This window comes from Arcobacter defluvii (genome assembly GCF_013201725.1).
GTDB lineage: Bacteria > Campylobacterota > Campylobacteria > Campylobacterales > Arcobacteraceae > Aliarcobacter > Aliarcobacter defluvii.
The window spans coordinates 944091-961095 of sequence record NZ_CP053835.1 but is presented as its reverse complement, the minus strand read 5'-3'; the positions used below and the strand labels follow the sequence as shown (position 1 = coordinate 961095).

The following is a 17005-nucleotide window of genomic DNA, read 5'->3' as shown; positions in this document are numbered from 1 at the left end:
TTAATAAAGAAGAGAAAACTCCTCTTTATATTTTTATTAGTAGTTTTGTCCTGAACATTTTTTTGTTACAGTATTATAGTTACCACAATTAATTGGAGCTGTCCAATCAGAGATTACATCTTTTGATGATGGTAAGAAATCAGACCAAGCATCACCTGCTACTTCTTTTGTAGAGAATACAGTTTCAAATTGACCATCTTCTTGAATTTCACCAATTAATACAGGTTTTGTAATATGGTGATTTTTCAACATAGTTGCTGTTCCACCAGTTAAATTTGGAACAGATAATCCAACGATTGCTTCATTTACTTTATCAACATTAGTTGTACCTGCTTTTTCAACAGCTTTTACCCAAAGGTTAAATCCAATATATGTAGCTTCCATCGGGTCATTTGTAACTCTTTTTTCATCTTTGATGAATTTATGCCAAGTTGAAATGAATTTATCATTTTCAGGAGTTTTTACACTTTCAAAATAATTCCAAGCTGCTAAATGTCCAACAAGTGGTTTTGTATCAATTCCTGAAAGTTCTTCTTCACCAACACTAAATGCAACAACTGGAATATCTTCAGATTTAATACCTTGATTTCCTAACTCTTTATAAAATGGAACATTTGCATCACCATTGATAGTTGAAACAACAGCTGTTTTAACACCAGTTGAACCAAATTTTTTAATATCACTTACAATTGATTGCCAATCAGAGTGACCAAATGGCGTATAATTAATCATAATATCTTCTTTTTTAACACCTTTTGATAATAAATATGCTTCTAAGATTTTATTTGTAGTTCTTGGATAAACATAATCTGTTCCAGCTAAAACAAATCTTTTTACTCCCATTTCATTCATCAAATAATCAACTGCTGGAATTGCTTGTTGATTTGGCGCAGCACCTGTATAAAATACATTTTTAGAAGACTCTTCACCTTCATATTGAACTGGATAGAATAATAATCCATTTAACTCTTCAACAACAGGAAGAACAGATTTTCTTGAAACTGATGTCCAACAACCAAAAGTTACATCAACTTTATCTTTAGTTAATAAACTTCTCATTTTTTCAGCAAATAAAGGCCAATTTGAAGCTGGGTCAACAACAACTGGTTCAAGTTTTTTTCCTAAAACTCCACCTTTTTTGTTTTGCTCATCAATTAGCATTAAAACTGTGTCTTTAAGTGTTGTTTCACTAATAGCCATAGTTCCTGAAAGAGAGTGTAAAACTCCAACTTTGATAGTATCAGCAGCGTGAACTAACATTCCACCTAATAATGCAGAAGTTACAATTGCTTTTGCAAATAATCTTTTCATCTAAGTCTCCTTTTTTATTTCTAAACGAAGTATAAAAAAGAAGTGTTGTTTTAGTGTTGTTTTTGATAGTAATTTAAAAAGTTGTTGTATATATTTTAAACATTAACCATAATAAAATATTTAATAATAACAAGCACTAAACAACAAATAAAATTTATTTAATCTTTTATTAAAAATATCTCTTTATCTTGCATATTATATTCTACACATTCGATTACTTTTTTTTCATCAAGATTAATACCTACACCATCCAAAACGATGAACTCTTGTTTATCTTCTATACAAATTAAAGGGAAATGCCAAGTTCCTCTATTTAAATGAACACCTTGATCTCCATTTGTTTTAAATATTTCTAAAGTTGATAAATCTGGTTCTCTACCACCCAAAGCAACAACACAATAAAAAGGTTCTTTACTTCTTGGCACAAAAGTTTGAGAAAAGTATGGATGTTTTTCTAACATATTTATATGTAGAGGAAATTCTCTACCTTTTCCTATATAAATATGTAAAATTGATTTTACTCCTTTTTCATTTGCATCCATATTACATACTTCATAAAATTTTTCAGCAGATCCTCTATTTATAATCATAGATTCTCTGCCCTCTTTTTCTATAACTTCACCGAATTTTTTAAAAGCTTCTCTTGTTAGAGGTTTTGGTTTTATTTCTATTCTCATATTATATTTTCAACTCATCTTCTCTTATATATTTTATATACTAAACCTTACTATTTTAATAAAATTATTTATACTAAATAATGCAAGCTAATTGCTCTATATAACGGTTTAATCGTGACATTTTATCATAAATTCAATTACATATAGGATATTTTTTTATATTTAAATAGATGTATAAAATTTATTATTCTACTGTATAAAATATATGCATAGTTTATGTACACATATTATTAAAAAATATCTTTACAAAAAATCATGCAAGGTATAGAATAGCAGCAGAAAACATATTAGAGATACAACGTCTTACAAAAATTTAATTTTAATTATTGTGTAGATTTATGAAAGAGATAATTATCTAAAAATATAAGTAACTCTTTAATGTTTTAAATATATTAGCTCTTAAAAGAGTTGTCATTAGGTGGATTCATCATGAATCTAATTTTTGAAAAAAGGAATAACATGACTAATAATAGAAGAGAATTTATTAAGAAAACAGGTTTAGCTGGTATTGGTGCTGCAATTGCAATACCCTCAATTGCAAGTGCAGAATCAACTAAAACTTTTAGATGGAAAATGACAAATTGTTATGGAGCAGGAGCACCATTTTATTCTGTTGGTCCTGGAAGTGCAAGTTACTTTTGTGAAAGAGTTGATGAATTATCAGGAGGTAGATTAAAAATTAAACACTATCCTGCTGGTGAACTTATTCCTGCAATGGAAGGTTTTGATTCAGTATCAAAAGGTACAATCCAAATGAACTGGGGTAACTCATTTTTTTGGGCTGGTAAAACATTTGCAGCTCAATATTTTACTGCTGTTCCTTTTGGAATGAACTTCCAAGGAACAAATGCTTGGCTTCAATTTGGTGGAGGACAAGAGTTATGGGATGAAGTTTATAAACCATTTAATGTAATAGGACTAGCAGCAGGGAATACAGGTGTTCAAATGACAGGTTGGTTTAAAAAAGAGATTAACTCTGTTGCAGATTTAAATGGTCTTAGAATGAGAGTTCCTGGACTTGCTGGAAAAGTATTAGAACAACTTGGAGTTAGTGTTAAATTACTTCCAGGTGGAGAAATTTTCCCTGCACTTGAAAGAGGTGTAATTGATGCTGCTGAATTTGTGGGACCATTTCAAGATAGAAAAATGGAATTCCAAAAAGCTGCAAAATATTACTATACAACAGGATGGGGAGAACCAAGTAATACAACAGAGTGTTTAATCAATAAAGATGCGTGGGATTCGTTACCAAAAGATTTACAAGCAATCGTAAGAGCAGTTGCAGCAGAGTGTAATCTTATGGGATTATCTTGGTCTGAAGCAAATAACTCTGAAGCTTTAGAAGATTTAGTTAAAAATCAAGGTGTACAAGCAAAAACATTACCTGATTCTGTTATTGAAAAATTAAGAGAAGTTACGTTTGCTACATATGATAAATTAACAGCAGAAAATCCTTTAGTTAAAAAAGTTCACGATAGCTACTTTACTTTTAAAGCAATGCACGATGAGTGGCAAAATAAAAGTGAAGAAGTAGTAATGACTAAGTTGTCATCATGATTTCAGATATTTCAAATAGACTTGATGCGTTCGTAGAACGCACAGGTCAAATAACTTCTTGGTTGATTCTTATTTTGGTTTTAATGGTTGCGGGAGATGTTCTTTTTAGATATTTTTTTCATATTAGCTCAATTGCTGAACAAGAGTTACAATGGCACATTTTAGCAGCTATTGCTATGTTTGGTTCTGCTTTTACTTTTCAACAAGGTGAACATGTAAGAGTTGATCTTTTTTATAATCACTATAGTAAAAAAGTAAAACTATATATGGATATATTAGTTCCTATATTAATCATTATTCCTTTTTCAATATTTATAATATATTTATCAAGTGAATATGTGATGCAATCATACAATACAGGGGAAATCTCTCCAGACCCAGGGGGGTTTACCTTATAGATATTTAGTTAAATCTTTAATACCAATTGGATTTATACTTATTTTAATACAAGGGTTAGCAGTTTTATTAAAAGCTGTATCTAAACTAAAAGAGGAAAAATAGTAAATGGATCCGCAAATATTAGCAATTATGATGGTGGTATCTCTTTTTGCACTTATTTTATTAGGAGTTCCTGTTGCATTTGCAATTGCAGGAGCTGGTTTAGTTTTTGGAGTTATTGGAGTTGATTTAAATCTATTTAATCTTTTACCTTCTAGAATTTTTGGTGTTTTAACGAACTATACTTTACTTGCTGTTCCTCTTTTTGTCTTTATGGGTATTTTATTGGAAAAATCTCGTTTAGCTGAAAGAATGCTTGATGTATTAGGACTATTATCTGGAAAAAAACCTGGTGGTATGGCAATAGCAATTATTGTAGTTGGAATTTTAATGGGTGCTTCAACAGGAATTGTAGGAGCTACAGTTGTAACTTTAACTATGATAGCACTTCCAACACTATTAAAAAGGAATTATAGTCATAGTGTAGCTTGTGGTACTATTTGTGCCTCTGGGACTTTAGGACAAATTATTCCTCCTAGTTTAGTTTTAATTTTATTAGCTGATATTAGTGGAGAGGCTATTGGTCCTTTATTTGCAGCAGCTCTTATGCCTGGACTACTTTTGAGTGTTTGTTATATAATTTATATTATTTTATTAAGTAAATTTGCACCTCATCATGTACCTGCTATTGATGAAGAAGAGATTTCACAATACTCAAAAAAAGAGTTATGGATTGAGTTCTTTAAATCTGTTGCACCACCTTTTTTACTAATTTTTGCCGTATTAGGTTCAATCATAGGTGGACTTGCAGCTCCAACAGAAGCTGCATCAATGGGAGCAATTGGTGCTTTAGTAATAGTTTTTATAAGTAAAAGATTAAGTTTAGAAATTTTAAAAGAAACTATATATGAAACTATGAAAGTAACTGGAATGATTATGTTCGTTTTAATTGCTTCTCAAGTTTTTGGATTAAGTTTTAGAGGATTAGATGGAGATTATTTAGTTGAAGATTTATTTGCTTCAATACCTGGTGGTATGTGGGGTGCAATAATATTTATGATGATTGTTTTATTCTTTTTAGGTTTTTTCTTAGAATGGATAGAAATTTCATATATAGTGCTTCCTCTTGTATTACCGATTTTTCACGCACTAAATGTAGATATGATATGGCTTGGAATTTTAGTTGCACTAAATTTACAATCTTCATTTTTAACCCCACCTTTTGGTTGGTCACTATTCTTCTTAAAAGGAGTAGCTCCAAAAGAAATTAAAACAATGGATATATATAAAGGGGTATTACCATTTATTGCAATTCAGATTATTGTAATTGTACTTGTTATGGTATTCCCAGAAATAGCACTTTGGTTACCCAAAGCAATAGGATGGATGTAATATGAATAATTTACCTTTAACACAAATTTCAAACAACGGTATGGTAGTTTCACCACACCATAAAGCATCTGATGCTGGACTTGAAATCTTAAAACAAGGAGGAAATGCAATTGAAGCTACAATTGCAGTTGCCTCATCGTTGGCAGTTCACTACCCACATATGACTGGGATTGGTGGAGATGCCTTTTGGCTAATTTATGACCCTAAAGAGGGCGTAAGTTTTATTGAAGCATCAGGTTACTCAGGTTTTGATGTTAATATGAATCAATATAAAGGTTTAAAAGACATTCCTTTTAGAGGAAGATTAGCTGCAAATAGTGTAGCTGGTGCAGTTTCAGCTTGGAATTTAGCTTATGAAAAAAGTAAAAAAAAGTGGAATGGAAAACTTTCAACATCAAAACTTGTTGAAGAAGCAGTTGATTCAGCTATAAATGGAATAGTTGTAACACAATCTTTATCTCAAACTTTAGAAGAGAAAAAAGATGAGTTAATAGTAGATTCATATTTTGCAGATATCTATTATCCAAAAGGGAAAGTACCACAAAAAGGTGAAAGTCTAATACAAGAAAAACTTGGAAATACTTTAAAAACTCTTGGAATTAATGGATTTGATGATTTTTATAGAGGAACTTTAGCTCAAAATATCTCAAAAGATTTAGAAGATAGAGATTCTTTATTATCAAAAAAAGATTTACAAGAGCACCATGCTTCTTGGAATACACCTTTAGAAATGAAAACGAGTAATGCAAAATTATTTAATGCTTCAGCTCCAACACAAGGAGTTGCATCACTGATGATTTTAGGTTTATTTGATAGATGGCTTGAAAAATTGCCACAAAAGGATTCATCTAACCATGTTCATTTATTGGTTGAAGCAACAAAAATTGCTTTTAAACATAGAGATAAAATGAATACAGCTGCAACTCCCGAAGAACTTCAAGCTTGGCTTGAACCTGAATATTTAGATAAATTAAGTCAAGAAATTGATTTAGAAAAAGCTATGCCTTGGGGTGAGAATGCAGCACCAGGCGATACTACTTGGTTTGCAGTTTCAGATAATGAAGGAAGAGTTGTAAGTGCGATTCAAAGTATTTATCATGAGTTTGGAAGTGGATTAACACTTCCTAAAACTGGTATTGTTTGGCAAAATAGAGGTTGTAGCTTTAAACTTGATTCAACACATATTCAAGCTTTAAAGCCACATAAAAAACCTTTTCATACATTAAATCCTGCGATTGCTCTTTTTGATGATGGAAGAGTTATGGCTTATGGAACAATGGGTGGAGATGGACAACCTCAAACACAAGCAGCAATATTTTCTAGATATGCTTATTATAATGAAGATTTACAAACTTGCATAAATAATCCAAGATGGCTTTTAGGAAGAACATGGGGTAATTCATCTCAAAGTTTAAAACTTGAATCAAGATTTGATAAAAAGTTAATTGAAGAATTAAAAGCAAAAGGGCATGATGTTGAAATCTTAGGAGAATTTGATTCAGCTGTTGGACATGCTGGAGCTTTAGTTTATGATAAATCAAAAACAATAAAAGGGGCATTTGACCCAAGAAGTGATGGAAAAGCTTCAGGCTTTTAAATAAGGACAAATTTTTATGAATGAATTATTAATTTTAGTACCAATTTTGTTAGCAAGTGGAGTAGTTGCTGGTTTACTAGCAGGATTACTTGGTGTTGGAGGAGGAATTGTAATTGTTCCTATGCTTTATCATATATTTATCTATATGAATATTGATATCTCAATTGCTATGCCTTTATCAATTGGTACATCTTTATCAACTATTGTTGTAACTTCAATTATATCTGCACGTTCTCACCATAAAAAAGGTGGAATTGATTGGGATTTATCTAAAAGATGGATTCCTTTTGTAATTCTTGGGGTTTTAATAAGTTCTTTCACATCAAAATATATAGATGGAGCGAACTTAAAATTTATGTTTGGTATCTTACTTTTAGTAGTATCAATAAATATGATTATTAGTAGTTTTAAAAATCTAGTAATAGCAGATTCTTTACCAGGAAGATTTTTACAATCTATTTTTGCTGTACTTGTTGGAGGATTTGCTTCATTACTTGGAATTGGAGGAGGAACTATTATGGTTCCTTTACTAACACTATTTTCTTTTCCTATTCATAGAGCAGTTAGTACAGCATCTTTGTTTGGTTTGATTATTAGCGTTCCTGCAACAATTGGTTATATAATTGTTGGATGGAATGTAGAAAATTTACCTTTAGCTTCAACTGGATATGTAAATTGGCTAGCATTTGCAGTACTAGTTCCTATGACAATGTTCTTTGCACCATATGGTGTAAAATTAGCATATAGCTTAAATGTAAAACAACTTAAAGTTGCTTTTGCAGTATTTTTAGCTTGTGTTGGATTGAAAATGGTTTTAGTTTAAACTATTTAACTAATACTATTTATTTTTTATAAAACTTCATCTTCATAGATGGAGTTTTGAAATCTCTCTTAAAAACAAAACTTAGAAAAATATGATAAACTCCTTTCAATAAAACACTTAAATAAGAGATAACTATGATAAAAACACCCTTTTTAGCCGTTGATGGAATAATAAAACTTTATGATGAAAATGAAAATTTTAAAGGAATTGTTTTGATTGAAAGATTAAATAGACCTTTAGGTATTGCCATTCCTGGTGGATTTGTTGATATTGGTGAAACAGTTGAAAATGCAGTTGTTCGAGAAATGAAAGAAGAGACTTCTTTGGATGTTACGATTGAAAAACTTCTTGGAGTTTATTCAGATCCCGCAAGAGATGAAAGATTTCATACAGCATCTATTGTTTATATTTGTAAAGCTTATGGAGAACCTGTTGCACAAGATGATGCAAAAGAGGTTTATGTCTATAAGTTAGATGAAATACCACTTGAAAAACTTGTTTTTGACCATAAACAAATTATTTTAGATTTTTTAAAAATCTAAAATAGTGTTTTATCTATTCATAACAGAATAGTTTCTACATCCTTTAGCATCTCCAGCATCACAAGCTTTTTTAAATAACTCTTTAGCTTTAAAACTATTTTGTTTTACACCTTGAGCTTTTGCATACATTACACCTAAATTTATACAACTTGAAGAATAAGCCATATCGCAAGCTTTTTGATAATACTCTTTTGCTTTTTTATAACTCTGTTCTGTTCCTAAGCCTTTTATATACATAACTGCAAGATTATGACATCCTGAAGAATCATCTTTATCACAAGCTTTTTGATAATACTTCTTAGCCTTTTCATAATCTCTTAAAGATTCATCATTTTCATAAATATATCCTGTGTTAATACAAGCATAAGGATCGCCAGCATCACAAGCTTTTATATATAATTCTTTTGCTTTTAATATATCTTTTGTTACACCATTTGCATTGTCATACATCAGTCCTAAATTATAACAACTAGAAACATGCCCTGCTTCGCAAGATTTTGTATATAAATTTTTAGCTTTTGAATAATCTTGTTTTATCTCTTTTCCATCAAAATATAAAATTGCTAGATTATAACAAGCCTTTAAATCATCATTATTACAAGCCTTTTCAAATAAACTAACTGCTTTATTTATTTCACCTTTATTTTGAAGTTCTAATGCTAAATTAAAATCATTTGCATATAAACTTATATTTAAAACTGATAGTAAAATTAAAAATATAATCTTTTTCATTTACACTTCTCATATAAATCTTTCAACTCCAAATTCAAAGCATTTGAAGAGATATAAACTTCCCATAAAGAGATAAACAAAGACAAACACATAGTTACTAAACTCAATCCAAATATCGCTTTTCCAAAATTATGAAATTCTAAAAAAAGAGAAAACATTGACATCGTACATAAAAGAATCGATACTACTCCAAAAAATTGCATCCATTTTGTAAGTTCGAGTCTTTTTTTTAGATTTTCTATTTGTCCAGCCAATTCTTGTCCACCGTGTTCTCTTGCTTGATGAGAGATTGAACGAATAAGTTGTCCTGTTGTTAAAAATCTATTTGTATATGCTAAAAGAAGTAACGAAATAGCTGGGAATAATAAAGCAGGTGTTGAAATTTCTATTTCCATTATAAATAACCTTTTGTATTTTTGTGTATTGTAACAAAAAGATAAAAAAAGGAAATTAAACTAGATTTAGCAACTCTTGATACTTAAATTCATCAACTAAATTTTTGATATAAATTTTTAAATCATTTGATAATTCATACTCTTTTAGTAGTTCAAAAATTCCATCATTATCCATTAGAAGTGCTTTTTCTTTTAATTTTTCTACAAACTCTTGAGGTAAAGTTTCTAACTCTTTTTTCACATTGATTCTTTTTTCTTTATTTTCATACTCTAATTCTATATGCAAATATTTTTCTAAAATCAATAAAATCTCTTTTTCTTCCACAGGTTTTGCTAAAAAGTCATTTGCACCATTTTTTATAGCTTCCTTTTTATCTTCTTCAAAAACATTGGCTGAAAGTGCAATAATGGGAATATCCTTACCATTTTTTGAAGCTCTGATATTTTGCATAGTTTCTAAACCATCCATTCCTTCCATCAAAATATCCATAAAAATCAAATCAAGTTTTTCATTTTCAAAAACATCTAAAGCTTCTTTCCCACTTGTAGCTTCTAAAGTTTTAAACCCATAAGAGTTTAAAAGTAAAGTTATCAAATCTCTATTTTCTTTTATATCATCTACAACTAAAATAGTTTTAGTGAAATTTTCATTTTTAATTCCAACTATATTTTTTGCATTATTCTCTTTTGAAAGTTCTTCTTCATTTGCTTTTTCATAATTAATACTAAAATAAAATTCACTTCCAACTCCAACTTGACTTTTTAAATAGATATTTCCACCCATCAAAGAAACTAACTCTTTGGTAATAGATAACCCTAATCCTGTACCTTGTTGTGTATAATTATCTTGTTTTACTTGTTCAAAAGGTTTAAAAACTTTTTCAAGATTTGATTTATCTATTCCAATTCCACTATCTTTTACTTCAAAAAATAGTTTTTTATTTAATTCATAAATATACAAAGAAATTTCACCTTCATTTGTAAACTTCAAAGAATTTCCTAAAAGATTAATCAAAATTTGTCTTAATCTTTGTTCATCAGCTTTTATATATTTTGGAAGATTCAAAGTCTCTATTTTAAATTTTAAGCCTTTATTTTCACATCTAAAAGCAAAAATATCTTCTATCTCTTTTATTAACTCAAATAAATTAAAATTTTTAAGACTCAACTCCATTTTTCCAGCTTCTATTTTTGATAACTCTAAAATTTCATTTATAATATTTAGAAGATGGTCAGCACTTCTTTTTATGACATTTAAGTTCTCTTTTTCAACTGTAGTTGCATTCATTGATTTTTGTAAAATATTTGTAAAACCTAATATGGCATTTAGTGGAGTTCGTAGTTCATGACTCATTCGAGCAAGAAAGATTGATTTTGCTTTATTTGCTGTTGTTGCTTCTTGCATTGCTTGTTTTATTTGATGTTCACTTGTAAGAAGTTTTTGAGTATTTTCTTTAAAAATCTCAACAGCCCCTATCATATCCCCTACTTCATCATCAAATTTATTTTTATCTATTTCTACACTCATATCATTTTTTGAAAGTTTTAACATCACTCGTCTTAATAAATCAATTGGGTAAACAATTCTAAATAAAATTATAAAAAATGACATCAAAAAGAAAACTATTGAAAATAAAACTATAACATTTACATAAAACTCCAACTCTTTTACTGTTGCTCTTGCTTCATCAACTTTTTGTTTTGTTCTATTTTCAAAAGCTTTATAAAATCTATCTAAAGGTTCCATGATTCTAATTTTTGCTTCATGATACTCTTTTGAATGCATAAGTTCTCTTGCAAGTGCAAAATCTGGTTTACCTTTTATAGTGTAATTTCCATCTTTATCTAAAAATATACCTTTAATCGCATTCATAGCTTTATGTTCAAGTTTTGTTAAATCATCTGATTCATTTTGAGAAGTAAAAAGCATATTTAGTTCTGATTCTGGGAAATTTGCATTTTTCATCAACTCTCGAAGAGGTATTTTTTCTCCATCTAGTTTTGGAATACTTCCATCAATTGATAAAAAATCCCAAAAAATTCCATTGTATCTTTTAGGTCTTGGTAACTCTCCATTTCGTATAGCCAAAACTGTTTTATACTGCTCTTCATACATAGAATTTCCAGTTATTACATAAGTTCGTGCCATTCTTGTCAAGTCATCACTACTTTGTCTTAACTCATCTGCTAAAATCAAAGATTTATATTGCATGTTATATGCATCTTCAAGATTTATTGTTGATTTCTGATATTTATTTATCACAATTGCAACACTTATGAAAGAGACTGTATTTAAAATAAACAGCAACATAAAAAGTTTTTTTAATTTCAAACAAAATCCTAAAGAGTTTTTTCCTATAATCTTAACAAATATGAATTTGTAAAAAGAATAACTAAATGGATAAAAACTATACAATACTGATAATAGATGACAAATCAGAAAACTTACACTACTTAAATACTATTTTAAAAGAAGAAAATTTTTTAATACGAGCAACAACTGATGCAAACTTTGCTATAAACTCTTCAAGGTTAAATCCACCTGATTTAATACTTTTAGATATAAAAATGCCAAATATCAGTGGCTTTGAAGTTTGTAAAATATTAAAAGAAGACGAAGTTTTAAAAGAGATTCCTATCATATTTATTAGTGCTTTAGATGACACACAAAGTAAAGTAAAAGCTCTAAATGAAGGTGGTGTTGATTATATAACTAAACCTTTTGAAAAAGAAGAAGTAATTGCAAGAGTTAAAACTCAACTAAAAATATTTGAAAGTAAAAATACTATTTCAAAATTACTTGAACAACAAGACTTTTTCCTAAAAAAAATAATCCATGAGATGAATACACCTTTGAGTATCATTGGTTTAAATATTGACAATTTAGAATCAACTTTAGGATATAAAGAACAATTTGAAGCTATAAAAGCTTCTTCAAAATCCCTTTCTTCTATTTACAATGATTTATATTACTTAACAAAAAAAGAAAAAAGAATTATTGAAGAAAAAAGTATAAATTTAGTGCGATTTTTATCTTCAAGGGTTGCTTTTTTTGATGAAATGGCAAATATAAAAAATATTGATATAGCTTTGGATATTCATAAAGAGTTTGACGTTTTTATGGATTCTTATGAACTTGAAAGGGTTATTGATAACACAATTTCAAATGCTATTAAATACTCTTTTGAAGACTCAACTATAGAGATAACTTTAGATAAAGAAGATGAAAACTATATCCTTTCAATAAAAGATGAAGGAATAGGAATAGCTGATACAAAAGCTGTATTTCAAGCCTACTATCAACAAAAAGATAAAAATATTGGTTTAGGATTAGGACTTAGTATTGTAAAAGAGATTTGTGACAAAAATGAAATAAAAATAGAACTAAGTTCAGAAAAAAACAACACTGTTTTTAAATATATTTTTCCACAAAACAGAGTTATAAAAGGAGATTAATTTATGAAAATATTTTTACTAGAAGATGATTTTGCTTTAAATAAAATCATAAAACAATCTTTACAAAATCGAGGTTTTTATGTGGATAGTTTTACAGATGGTTATAAAGCAATAGAATTTATCTCAAATAGTAAATATGATTTGTATATCTTAGATTTAAATGTTTTAGGATTTGATGGTCATAAGGTTTTAGAATTTATTAGAAATGATGATTTAAATGTTCCAATTATTATGATAAGTGCAGAAATTGATATAGAAAATATCAAAAAATCTTACACTTTAGGTTGTAATGATTATATAAAAAAACCTTTTGATTTTGAAGAACTATTTTTACGAATACAATATCATTTAAGTCACATAAAAAAAGATGAAAATAGCGATTTTATAGTTGATTTAGGATATGACTTTTCATTTAATTTGATGGAGCAAACTTTACATAAATCAAAATTTGAAATAGAACTAACAAACAAAGAAAAACTTCTTTTAACTCTTTTAGTAAAAAATATAAATAACACTGTAACAAATGAAATGATTCACGAATATGTTTGGGATAGTAAAGAAATGGAAACTGTAAGTATGAGAACTATTGTTCATAAACTCAAAAAAAAGCTAAAAAATGGAATGATTTTAAACTTACGAGGAGTTGGCTATAAACTTATAAAATAGCCAACATTTCTTTTATTTAATTGCACCTAATTTTTGAAGATTTGAAAGCGAAATCAAATGAGCTGTGATTAATGAATAGGCATTTTTTGCACAAATATCATCTTTTTTCTTTTTACTTAAATGTTTTAATTTCTCTTCATTGATTACAAAAAAACCATTTAAACTAAATTTTTCACCTTTTGTATTTACAACTGTTGCAATTTTTTCTTCTAAAAGTTCCCAATCTTCAAGTTGTTTTATAAATTGTGTTGTTGAAAGAGAATCTGCATAATATTGATTTAAAAAATTTAAAGCACTATTTAAAAACTCACTATTATTCCCTTCTTCATCAAATAGTTTTTTGGCATCTTCTTTATCACTTAAATATTCACCTTCAATAGCAATTACTAAATCTTTTTGATTTTCTTTATTCACTAAAATAAATGGATAACTTCTTACAAATGCTGGAATATAGTGTAATTCTTTCCAGTTTCCTTTTTTATCTATAAAAAGATTTTCACCTTGTTTGTAACCAAGTAAAACAGATGCAAACCAATTATTGTCTTTATCTTTTGCAAAAAATATAGGATAATTTTTACAAGCTTCAAAAAATTCTGATATTGCAACTGGAGCATTAATCAGTTCTTTTGAATAAGAAAAATTTGTTACTTCTTCTATTCCTTTATTTTTATGTTGAATTTTATTTAATACTTCTAACTTCTTAAACACTTTTTTCCCTTTTTTTGTTTTGGTTTTATTCTATCTAATTATTTGAAAAAGTTTCTAAAGAAGATGTATAAAAATATCTAAAATATTTTAAGAAAAGTGAAGAAAGCTTAGAAGCTTTCCCACTCATCTATCTCATTTTTATTAGTTGTTTTATCTATTTTTGAAGTAGATTTTTTTGCTTTGATTATATTATTCTCATTTTTTGAACTATCTAAATTTATCTCTTTAGCTTTTACTTCATTTTTACCTATAAACTCTTTTGCATTTGCATCATTTACTATTAGTTTTGCTATTTCATCTGTTAATGTTGCAACATTTTGAGTTTGAGAAGCTATCATCGCATTTTGTTGTGTTTGTTGGTCTAATTGATTTACTGCATCATTTATTTGTTCTATTCCACTTAATTGTTCTTTACTTGACATTTCTATATCTTGTATTAAGTTTATCGTTTGTGTGATATTTTCATTTAATTGTTTATAACCAACTATCATATTATTTGAAATCTCTTTTCCTTGATTTGCCTTTGAAGTTGCATTTTCAACTATTGTTTTTATTTCACGTGCTGCTTCTGCACTTCTGCTAGCAAGATTTCTTACTTCTGCTGCTACTACTGCAAATCCTTTCCCTGCTTCACCAGCAGTTGCAGCTTCAACGGCTGCATTAAGTGAAAGAATATTTGTTTGGAATGCTATTTGATCAATTACACTTATTGCTTCATTGATTAGTTTAACTTCATTATTTATTTCATCCATAGCACTTGTTGTTTGGTTTGCAAGTTTTTCACCATCATTTGCTGATTTTGTTAAATTATTTGAGTAACTAGCCATCTTTGCTATATTTTGAGTATTATTTCTTATATTTGATGTTATTTCTTCTATTGCTGCTGCTGTTTCTTCTAAACTTGCAGCTGCTTCGTTTGAACTCATATTTAACTTATCTACATTTGATAAAAGTATATGTGAACTCTCATTTAATGTTAATCCATTTGTTTTATTCTCTACTAACATATGATTTATTGTTTCAGCTAAAGAGTTTATAGCTTTTGCGACTTCTCCATGAGGATTTTCTATTCTATAAGTAAAATTCATATTTTTATATTTAGCTAAAACATCATCAATGATTTTTAAGTCATCATTTATTTTACTTGAAATTAAAACTAACATTTCATTTAAAATATTTTTTAAATCTTCTAAACTTTGATTGTCAGTTTGTCCTTCAATTTTATTTTTTAATTTACCTTTATTTATTTCAGAAACAACTGCTTTAACATTTGATATTAATTTTTCATCTTGTTCAATTAATTGATTTGTTTTTTCAATATTTTTATTTACAATTTCAGTCATTAAACCTATTTCATCATTTGATTTAATTGAAATTTTTTCTACTGTTTTTGTCTCTTTATTTAAGTATTTAAAGAAATCTAAAAGACCTATTTGAAATCTATTTAAAGGCACAATTATCTCTTTATTTATAAAGAATGTTACAAATAAAATGATAATTATAGAAACAATAATTGCTATTAAAATTATTCCAAATATTATTGAACTGATTTTATCTTGTGAATTTTGTTTTAATATCTCTATATTTTTTTCTATTTCATCATTATATGAACCTGTTCCAATCATCCATTGCCATTGGTTAAAACCTACAGCATAACCTATTTTTTCATATAGTTTATCATCACCTGTTTTTTCAAAATCAAAATTTACTATTCCACCATCTTTTTTTGCAACTTCAATTAAATCTTTTATATAGTAAACACCTTTTTTACTTTTTAAGTCTATTAAATTTTTTCCTACAAGTTCAGGTTTTATTGGATGCATTAAATTTACACCATTATAATCATAAACATAAAAATAACCATCTTTACCAAATCTAAGTTGAGAAATCTCTTCTAAAGCTTTTTTTTGCAAATCTTCTGTTACATTATCTATATATGTTCCTGTTCCAATTACCCAATCAAATGGTTTAAATAATTTAACAAAAGATACTTTTTTTCTAGGAGCTTTATTTGGAATAACTTGGTCATAAGGAACTAATCCTTCACCTTTATTAAATGCTGTATCAATAAATTCTAAAATATGTTTCCCTGTATTTTTTGTTCCTTCTCTTTGAGGAGTTAATGGTAATTTTAAAATTGTTGAGTTTTTATCATAAACAAAAAAATAATCATTATTTTTTCCATACCTTACAGCTCCAATAGTATCTAAAAGCATTTTTTTTAGTTCTGATTCTGAAACTTTATCTTTTTCTTCATCATATAATTTTGTTAACATTGTAAATAAAAAATCTGTTTGAGCTTTCAAGTCTTCTTTCACATTTTCTTTTACATTTTCTGGAAGTGATTGTTTATAAAGGTTTTCAACAATATTTTTTGCAAAACTTGTATAAACTTTCAACTCTTCTTGAGTTGTTGCATAAGTATTTTCTTTATACTCTTCAATATTTTTATTTGTTAGATTATTAATCTCATAAATTGACTTCAATGCAATCATTGTAGCAACAAGAACTATCGTTACAATCACTATTATGAGTAATTTATTCTTTATAGAAAAATTTTTCATACTTTCCCTTTTTTTAATTTTAATATGTATGATAATTAATATATAATTAATAATTTATTAATACATAATTTATACATAATTAAATAATTATAAAAAATTTGGAAAAGTCTTTTAAAAGCAGATATTTATTTGTTTATAAAATCATAA

At 27.8% G+C, this 17005-nt stretch carries 15 protein-coding genes; 8 read left to right on the top strand and 7 right to left on the bottom strand.

From position 1 onward, the window contains the following. Positions 1-36: 36 nt before the first annotated feature. Positions 37-1311, bottom strand: a complete 1275-nt coding sequence (urtA, locus tag ADFLV_RS04820; protein ID WP_014473742.1) for an urea ABC transporter substrate-binding protein — start codon at positions 1309-1311, stop codon at positions 37-39. 158 nt (positions 1312-1469) lie between these two features. After that, entirely contained in the window at positions 1470-1988 is a 519-nt protein-coding gene (locus ADFLV_RS04815; RefSeq protein WP_014473741.1) for an ureidoglycolate lyase, read from the bottom strand. Positions 1989-2447: 459 nt separating this feature from the next. Here ADFLV_RS04815 and ADFLV_RS04810 point away from each other — a divergent pair, with 459 nt between their 5' ends. The 6 genes from ADFLV_RS04810 to ADFLV_RS04785 all read left to right on the top strand — a co-directional run bounded on the left by ADFLV_RS04810 (position 2448) and on the right by ADFLV_RS04785 (position 8337). Then, positions 2448-3545: a TRAP transporter substrate-binding protein gene (locus tag ADFLV_RS04810; protein ID WP_129012040.1), complete on the top strand. Its 1098-nt coding sequence runs from the start codon at positions 2448-2450 to the stop codon at positions 3543-3545. Further along, a complete protein-coding gene (locus ADFLV_RS04805; RefSeq protein WP_228712411.1) occupies positions 3542-3943 on the top strand; it encodes a TRAP transporter small permease subunit in 402 nt (133 codons plus the stop codon). The genes ADFLV_RS04810 and ADFLV_RS04805 overlap by 4 nt, the downstream gene beginning before the upstream one ends. Positions 3944-4049: 106 nt before the next feature. Beyond that, positions 4050-5375, top strand: coding sequence for a TRAP transporter large permease (locus ADFLV_RS04800; RefSeq protein WP_129012041.1), 1326 nt, complete (start codon positions 4050-4052; stop codon positions 5373-5375). A 1-nt stretch (position 5376) separates the two neighbouring features. Further along, a complete protein-coding gene (locus ADFLV_RS04795) occupies positions 5377-6972 on the top strand; it encodes a gamma-glutamyltransferase family protein (protein ID WP_129012042.1) in 1596 nt (531 codons plus the stop codon). Positions 6973-6988: 16 nt separating this feature from the next. Continuing rightward, positions 6989-7795, top strand: coding sequence for a sulfite exporter TauE/SafE family protein (locus ADFLV_RS04790; protein WP_014473736.1), 807 nt, complete (start codon positions 6989-6991; stop codon positions 7793-7795). A gap of 134 nt (positions 7796-7929) precedes the next feature. Next, positions 7930-8337: an NUDIX domain-containing protein gene (locus ADFLV_RS04785; RefSeq protein ID WP_129012043.1), complete on the top strand. Its 408-nt coding sequence runs from the start codon at positions 7930-7932 to the stop codon at positions 8335-8337. Positions 8338-8346: 9 nt separating this feature from the next. Here ADFLV_RS04785 and ADFLV_RS04780 read toward each other — a convergent pair whose 3' ends face one another. Genes ADFLV_RS04780 through ADFLV_RS04770 form a run of 3 tightly spaced genes read right to left on the bottom strand, consistent with a single transcriptional unit; the run spans position 8347 to position 11796 of the window. After that, positions 8347-9069 carry a tetratricopeptide repeat protein gene (locus ADFLV_RS04780; RefSeq protein ID WP_129012044.1) on the bottom strand — a complete coding sequence of 241 codons (723 nt, stop codon included), beginning with the start codon at positions 9067-9069 and terminating at the stop codon, positions 8347-8349. Next, a complete protein-coding gene (locus ADFLV_RS04775; protein WP_014473733.1) occupies positions 9066-9464 on the bottom strand; it encodes a DUF2721 domain-containing protein in 399 nt (132 codons plus the stop codon). The genes ADFLV_RS04780 and ADFLV_RS04775 overlap by 4 nt, the downstream gene beginning before the upstream one ends. Before the next feature lie 55 nt (positions 9465-9519). After that, positions 9520-11796: a response regulator gene (locus ADFLV_RS04770; RefSeq protein ID WP_129012045.1), complete on the bottom strand. Its 2277-nt coding sequence runs from the start codon at positions 11794-11796 to the stop codon at positions 9520-9522. 65 nt (positions 11797-11861) lie between these two features. Between ADFLV_RS04770 and ADFLV_RS04765 the strand changes: the two genes are divergently transcribed. Together ADFLV_RS04765 and ADFLV_RS04760 are read left to right on the top strand one after the other, a co-directional pair. Continuing rightward, complete coding sequence (locus ADFLV_RS04765) at positions 11862-12920, top strand: hybrid sensor histidine kinase/response regulator (RefSeq protein ID WP_129012046.1); 1059 nt, start codon at positions 11862-11864, stop codon at positions 12918-12920. A gap of 3 nt (positions 12921-12923) precedes the next feature. Beyond that, entirely contained in the window at positions 12924-13586 is a 663-nt protein-coding gene (locus ADFLV_RS04760; protein WP_129012047.1) for a response regulator transcription factor, read from the top strand. A 12-nt stretch (positions 13587-13598) separates the two neighbouring features. On the opposite strand, the gene ADFLV_RS04755 is transcribed toward ADFLV_RS04760, so the two are convergent. Further along, positions 13599-14294, bottom strand: coding sequence for a SapC family protein (locus ADFLV_RS04755; protein WP_129012048.1), 696 nt, complete (start codon positions 14292-14294; stop codon positions 13599-13601). Between the two features lie 107 nt (positions 14295-14401). Next, entirely contained in the window at positions 14402-16858 is a 2457-nt protein-coding gene (locus ADFLV_RS04750) for a methyl-accepting chemotaxis protein (protein ID WP_129012049.1), read from the bottom strand. Between the last annotated feature and the right edge of the window lie 147 nt (positions 16859-17005).

What these genes read in the sequence shown, in the direction of transcription:
- urtA (WP_014473742.1), bottom strand. Translation starts at nt 1,311, where the DNA reads ATGAAAAGATTATTTGCAAAAGCAATTGTAACTTCTGCATTATTAGGT.
- ADFLV_RS04815 (WP_014473741.1), bottom strand. Translation starts at nt 1,988, where the DNA reads ATGAGAATAGAAATAAAACCAAAACCTCTAACAAGAGAAGCTTTTAAA.
- ADFLV_RS04810 (WP_129012040.1), top strand. Translation starts at nt 2,448, where the DNA reads ATGACTAATAATAGAAGAGAATTTATTAAGAAAACAGGTTTAGCTGGT.
- ADFLV_RS04805 (WP_228712411.1), top strand. Translation starts at nt 3,542, where the DNA reads ATGATTTCAGATATTTCAAATAGACTTGATGCGTTCGTAGAACGCACA.
- ADFLV_RS04800 (WP_129012041.1), top strand. Translation starts at nt 4,050, where the DNA reads ATGGATCCGCAAATATTAGCAATTATGATGGTGGTATCTCTTTTTGCA.
- ADFLV_RS04795 (WP_129012042.1), top strand. Translation starts at nt 5,377, where the DNA reads ATGAATAATTTACCTTTAACACAAATTTCAAACAACGGTATGGTAGTT.
- ADFLV_RS04790 (WP_014473736.1), top strand. Translation starts at nt 6,989, where the DNA reads ATGAATGAATTATTAATTTTAGTACCAATTTTGTTAGCAAGTGGAGTA.
- ADFLV_RS04785 (WP_129012043.1), top strand. Translation starts at nt 7,930, where the DNA reads ATGATAAAAACACCCTTTTTAGCCGTTGATGGAATAATAAAACTTTAT.
- ADFLV_RS04780 (WP_129012044.1), bottom strand. Translation starts at nt 9,069, where the DNA reads ATGAAAAAGATTATATTTTTAATTTTACTATCAGTTTTAAATATAAGT.
- ADFLV_RS04775 (WP_014473733.1), bottom strand. Translation starts at nt 9,464, where the DNA reads ATGGAAATAGAAATTTCAACACCTGCTTTATTATTCCCAGCTATTTCG.
- ADFLV_RS04765 (WP_129012046.1), top strand. Translation starts at nt 11,862, where the DNA reads ATGGATAAAAACTATACAATACTGATAATAGATGACAAATCAGAAAAC.
- ADFLV_RS04760 (WP_129012047.1), top strand. Translation starts at nt 12,924, where the DNA reads ATGAAAATATTTTTACTAGAAGATGATTTTGCTTTAAATAAAATCATA.
- ADFLV_RS04750 (WP_129012049.1), bottom strand. Translation starts at nt 16,858, where the DNA reads ATGAAAAATTTTTCTATAAAGAATAAATTACTCATAATAGTGATTGTA.